This is a genomic window from Catellatospora coxensis, from assembly GCF_016862635.1.
GTDB lineage: Bacteria > Actinomycetota > Actinomycetes > Mycobacteriales > Micromonosporaceae > Catellatospora > Catellatospora coxensis.
Window position 1 is genome coordinate 1 of sequence record NZ_BONI01000209.1, and the last position, 773, is coordinate 773.

1 protein-coding gene is annotated in these 773 nt (G+C 69.9%); it reads left to right on the plus strand.

The features are described 5' to 3' along the window. The coding region (locus tag Cco03nite_RS42050) for a condensation domain-containing protein (protein WP_239168102.1) at nucleotides 1-773 on the plus strand (773 nt) is incomplete at both ends.

Below are 773 nucleotides of genomic sequence, written 5' to 3' on the forward strand. Positions count from 1 at the left end.
GATCGCAGGGTGTTGCCTGCGCCGCAGTATGCCGGTGGTGATGCGGGCGGGCCGTTGTCGGCTCGTGAGGAGATCCTGTGCGGGTTGTTCGCGCAGGTGCTGGGTGTCGGCCGGGTGGGTGTCGAGGACAGTTTCTTCGATCTGGGTGGTCATTCGCTGCTGGCGACGCGTCTGATCGCGCGGGTGCGGGCGGTGCTGGGTGTGGAGTTGGGGATCCGGGCGTTGTTCGAGTCGCCGACGGTGTCGGGTCTGTGCCGGGTGCTCGATGATCTCGGTGTGGCGCGTCCGGCGCTGGTCGCGGCGGGGTCGCGGCCGGAGCGGTTGCCGTTGTCGTTCGCGCAGCAGCGGTTGTGGTTCGTGGACCAGATGGACGGGGGCAGCGCGGTCTACAACGTGCCGCTGGCGTTGCGGTTGCGCGGCGGGCTGGATCGGGGTGCGCTGCGTGCGGCGCTGGGGGATGTGGTGGACCGCCACGAGGCGTTGCGCACCGTGCTGCCCGCGGTGGACGGGCGGCCGTACCAGCTGGTCCTCGACGTCGGTGTGGCGCCGGTTCTGGAAGAGGTCCGCGTCACCGAAGCCGAGCTGGCGGCAAGCCTGTCCTCGGCTGCGGGGCACGTGTTCGACCTGGCGGCTGAGCTGCCGATCCGGGCGTGGCTGTTCGAAACCGGTTCCGATGAGTGCGTTCTGCTGCTGCTGACCCACCACATCGCCAGTGACGGCTGGTCGCTCGGTCCGCTGCTGCGCGACCTGTCGCAGGCCTATGCGTCACGGCT